General features: G+C 57.6%; 1 protein-coding gene and 1 pseudogene. Both read left to right on the top strand.

The annotated features are described in order from the left end of the window. Positions 1–1,028, top strand: a 1,028-nt coding sequence (locus QZ177_RS10280; protein ID WP_294177375.1) for an autotransporter outer membrane beta-barrel domain-containing protein, incomplete at its 5' end; no start/stop codon positions are given. 90 nt (positions 1,029–1,118) lie between these two features. Beyond that, a pseudogene (locus QZ177_RS10275) lies at positions 1,119–5,396 on the top strand (autotransporter outer membrane beta-barrel domain-containing protein); the annotation flags it as partial.

The following is a 5,396-nucleotide window of genomic DNA, read 5'->3' as shown; positions in this document are numbered from 1 at the left end:
ATCCGGGCACGAACCCCGGTACGAATCCCGGTACGGATCCGGGCACGAACCCCGGTACGAACCCCGGCACAAATCCGCAGCCCAAACCTGATTCGAAGATCGAATACGGCGACTACGAGACGAAGCTCATGAGCGGCGTCAAGTCGGCGATGACTGCCTCCACGATGGCGTGGCGTGCCGAGGCGAACGACCTCATGAAGCGCATGGGCGACCTCCGACTCTCCCCGCAGGATGCGGGCGTCTGGGCGCGCGTCTATCGCGGCAAATCCACGAGCAACAAGGACAACGCCAACTTCCGCATGAACTACTCCACCATTCAGGTCGGCTATGACAAACAGGTAAATAAGGATTGGCGCGTCGGTGTCGCGGGCAGCTACATGAAGGGCAGCTCGTCCTATGCAAACGGCAGCGGCAAGAACAAGGAAGGCAACCTCGGCATCTACGGAACGTGGACGGGCAAGCAGGGCGAATACGTCGACCTCATCATGAAGGTCGGACGCCTCTCGAACGAGTACACCGTCTACAACGACTACAACCACTACGTCAAGGGCGACTTTACCACATGGGGCGGCTCGCTCTCGGCGGAGTACGGCAAGCGCATCTCCATGAAGGGCGGCAGCTTTGTCGAGCCGCAGCTCGAGCTGATCTACAGCCACCTCAACGGCGCAAACTATACGGGTGATACGGACTATGCCGGCATGAAGATGTATGTCCATCAGAAGCCGTTTGACAGCTTCATCGGACGTCTCGGCATTGGCGTCGGTCAGGAGACAGAGCGCAGCACCTACTACGCGCGCGTCTCGCTCTACCACGAGTTCGCGGGCAATTTCCACACGGAGTACTCCGACGGTTCCGGCTCGTGGAAGTCCACACAGCAGAATGGGAAAGACACATGGGTCGGCGTCCAGCTCGGCGGCACGATGAAACTCTCTGACCGCACGAATCTCTACGGCAACTTCGAGAAGACCTTCGGCGGCGACATCAAGACCAACTGGCGCATCGACGCAGGTATGCGCTGGAGCTTCTAAAACAGAAAAGAAAAGCAGCAGGGGCGTGGGAGAAATCTTCCGCCCCTATACTGCCATCCGTGTTCATGAAATCAAGGAAAGGTGAAAAGAATGAAGGCATATTTCAGCAGGCAGCGGCGCATGCAGCTCAGCGCGTTGGTGCTCAGCGGATTGTTCTACGGTTCCACGGTTTCAGCGGCGTCGCTCGTCACGGACATCACGACGGATTATACCGACAGCGATGCCGACGCAGTGTCCGACTCGAACGTGATAGCAGGCATTGATACTGAGCCGAACAAGCTCGTATACAAAAATTATCCATACGGAACGCTTTCCATCGGCAAAGGTTTGCTATTGTCTTCCGGCAATGATAACAGCTTCTTTGCAAGTGAGCGGTTACGCTATCGCGCGCCGATGCTTCCGGCGAGCAACGAGCAGACGACGACGGAATTCACGAAGCGTCTCTTCGGTACGACATCGGATCAGCAATACATCGATGCCCATGTAAGGCAGGATGACGGTACCTATCGCTTTACGAAGGACTCGACGATTTTCTATCAAAACGGCACGGATATGAACCGCGGCGCAATCAAGCCGAATGAGGATGTCAATATCGATGCCCAGGATATAGTCCTGACGGTGAAGTCCGGCGGCAAGAGAGCCGCTGTAAAGGAAGCCGCTGCCATTGACAATGAGAACAAGGCGCTCAATATCAATGCGACAGCGCTGCATCTCATCGTCAACGACACGACTTCGACGGCGCCTTTGCAAACGGCATGGGGCATCCGCTCCGCCGGCGGTACGACGACGGTCACGGGCATGACGGAAATTGATGTCAGCGGTACGAAATCCAGCAAGGCGGTGCAGGCACTTGGCGGCACGGTGACGCTCGAAGGTCTTACTGCAAAGGCAAATGCTGCGGCTGAGGATGCGGCAGCACTCGAAGCGCAAAACGACGGCAGGATCGACGTCAATGTCCTCTACGACAGTGCCGGAGACAATACGGTGAAGCTCGATGGCAATATCGTTGCCAAGGATGCAGGGAGCCAAATCAATACAGCTCTTGCGGGAGAGGATTCCTATCTGAAGGGGCTGGCCTTCGGCAGCGGCACGCTTAATCTATGGCTGCAAGACGGCGCTGCATGGCACAACGAAAGTCCGGGCACCGTTCTGCCGAACGGCTATACGGGAAGTCGCCTCAGCAAACTGAGCGGCGGTGGTAGTTCGGAATCTGCCGGCGTAATCTTCCAGAACGATGACAAGAATATCACGATTGACGAGTATGAGGGCTATACGCGCGTCTTCTACAAGCATGATGCTTCGACGCCGAAAAACATCACTGGCGGGGAGCTGCATATTGAGAGTGCTGCCCCAGACAGCGGCATTACGCTGACGACGGACAATGTCGGGCTCAATACGGACTCGGCGGCAGAAGCCGATGTGAACCTCGTGAATGAGACGCTCAATGCGCTGGCGAATAAGCTTTACTATACGGCGTACACGACGGACGAGCGCAACCTCAAGGGCAAGGCGGAGATCGCCGAGGGACTGACGACATCTGCGGCAAGCAAGCGCATTGCAAATATTGCCTTTGATAAACTGACCGGGCAGGGCGGCTATACGCCCGGACAGACAGAGACGGCGTTCACCGCGCAGCTGACCGGCAATGAAAGCAAGGATGAGGAATACGTTGATGCACAGGTACGGCAGGAGGATGGCGTCTATCGTTTCACGAAGGATTCGACGATCACCTATAAAAACAACGCGCCTTTCAAACGGGGTGCGATACTTCCCCAGTCAGACCTCCAAATCGATGCCTCGAATCATGTCCTGACAATCAAGACCGGCGGAGAGCGTGCGAGTGTCACTGAAGCTGCCGGCGTCCGGCTCGCGCCCACGAAGGCGGTAGATATCAAAGCCAGTACGCTGCGCCTGTTTGTGAACGATGATAATTCTGCGGCTCCCCTGAAGCAAGCTTACGGTATCCAGGGAGAGAAGGGCACGCTGAACATCACCGGCATGACGGAGATGGAAGTCAGCGGCACGGAAACCAGCCGTGGCGTCAACGCCTACACGGACGATACGATAGCGTTGGACGGACTTCGTGCAAAGGTGAATACCGCCGCTGCCAATGCGTCGGCACTCCACAGCGGTCATACGGGGCGCATCAGCGTCAACGTCAAGAATGATACAGCCGGCAGCAGTGCGGTTCAGCTGGACGGCAATGTCCATTCGCAGGATGAGCAGAGTCGGATCGATGTGGCGTTTACGGATTCCACATCGTATCTCAAGGGACTTGCCTACGGTGAGGGTACGCTCAATATGTGGCTGCAGAATGGTGCGGCATGGCGCAACGTGAATCAGGGCGCTGCGCTGCCGCAATCCTATTGGGGCAGCCGCATTACATCTCTCGTCGGCGGTACCTCGGAGGCCGGCGCAGGTCTGATCTTCCAGAACGAGGCGAATACCATCGCAGTCGATCAGTACAGCGGCTACACGCGCGTATTTTATGGACGCGATACCGCCGAACCGAGTAAAGTCATCGGCGGCGCCCTGCTGATCAATCACGCGGCAGCAGGCAGCGGCATCACCATGACGACGGACAACACCGGCCTGAATACAGCTGCCTCGGCATCTGCCGCTGAGAAGAAGCTCGTGGATGAGACGCTCGGCGCATTGGCGAACAAGCTTTGGTATCGCGCCTATAAGGACGGCGAGCAGAACCTGACGGGCAAGGTGGAAATCGCCGAAGGCCTGACGGCGAACTCTGCGAGCAAGCGGATCGAGAACATCACCTTTGATGCAGCGAGCGGCAAGGGTACCTACGGCACGCCGCTCGTGAAAGAGCAGGCAAAGACAGATTTCACCACGGCCATTACAGGCGAAGCTTTGCGTGATGCAGAGTATACGGATGCGGGTGTTCGTCAGGAGGACGGCAGCTACGTCTTTACGAAGGACACGACGATCACCGCCGGCGAAACTGAGATCAAGGCAGGTGCATGGCTGACTACGTTCAGCGCGGCGGTTTCAAACTCTGATGTTAAAACTCCCGTGAACATCGATCTCAAAGGGAAGAACCTCACAGTCAATACGAAGACGAATATCAGCACGGTGGGAATCACTGCGATCGGCAACGGTGCGCAGCTGAACATCGACAATGCCGGTGCGATCAACGTCACGGCAGAGAACACGGGCGGTGCCCAGACGGCGGCGGTCTACGCCAACAGCGGCGGTAAGGTTCACATCAAGAACGGCGGCAGCGATCTCGAATCCAAGGTCCTCAAGGTACGCGCCAACAACGTGAGTACGAAGACCAATGTCGCCGTCATCAAGACGATGAACGGCGTGCCGGGTGCAGAATCGAACATCACGATCGACGGGCTTGTCGATGTCCTGGCTGAAGGCGATAAGACCGCAAATCGCGGGGCGAATGAAGCCGTCAGCGCCGTCGCCTCGACGATCGATATCGGCGGCGGCAAGATTATAACCAGGGGAGATACATGGGCGGCAATCCGTGCTTACGGTGAATTTGTCACGCAGAACACGGGCGTGGTCAACTTCAACGTCAAAAAGGATGCAGCCGGCATGGCGATCGATGCCGGCACGAACCGCGCCGTCATCGAGGGAGATTTCTCCACGAACGGCGGCATGGGCACGAAGGGGCGCATCAGCGTGGGTCTTTCGACGCCGACTTCGTACTGGCTTGGCAACTATGTCGATACGCACGGCTACGGTGTGACGCAGGGGCAGTTCGGCAGCGTCAACCTCTTCATGAAGAACGGCTCCTATTGGAAGGGCTTTGCGAGCGGCGTCATGAACCTCGAAATGTCGGGCACTGATACGAAGTGGATTGGCTTCAACGTCGAAAAAGATATGACGCTTACGCTCAATGACGGCGCTACGTGGTACAATGCGGTCACGCCGGAGCAGAAGGGATGGAAGGATGTCGACGCCATCAGCCGGGTCAAGCAGTTCCGCGGCAGTGGCGGCTTCATCGACATGACGGGAGAAAACCGCTTCCTCGGTCTGGGTGACAGCCTCGATCAGACGGGCGTCCCGGGCGCTGCCGTGCAGGGGAAATGCTCTGCCATCGTGGAAAAGGGGCTCGGCGAGACGGGCAATCTCGAAATCGATGAATTCAGCGGCAATACGACCGTACGCTACCGTCACGATGCCGCAGCACCGACGACGATCTACGGCGGTACGACCACGATCAAGAAAGCTGCGGCAGGCAGTGCCGTCACGATGCTGACGGACAACGCCGGGCTCAACACGGAGTCGACCGAGGCTGCGGACAAGAACCTCGTGAGCGCGACGCTCAACGCGCTCGCGAACAAGCTCTACTACACGGCGTACACAACGAACGAGCGCAACCTCACGGGCAAGGCG

Origin of the sequence: uncultured Selenomonas sp. (assembly GCA_905372355.1) — a bacterium.
Classification (GTDB): Bacteria; Bacillota; Negativicutes; order Selenomonadales; family Selenomonadaceae; genus Selenomonas.
The sequence above is the reverse complement of the archived record's forward strand: the minus strand, read 5'-3'. Positions and strand labels throughout refer to the sequence as shown.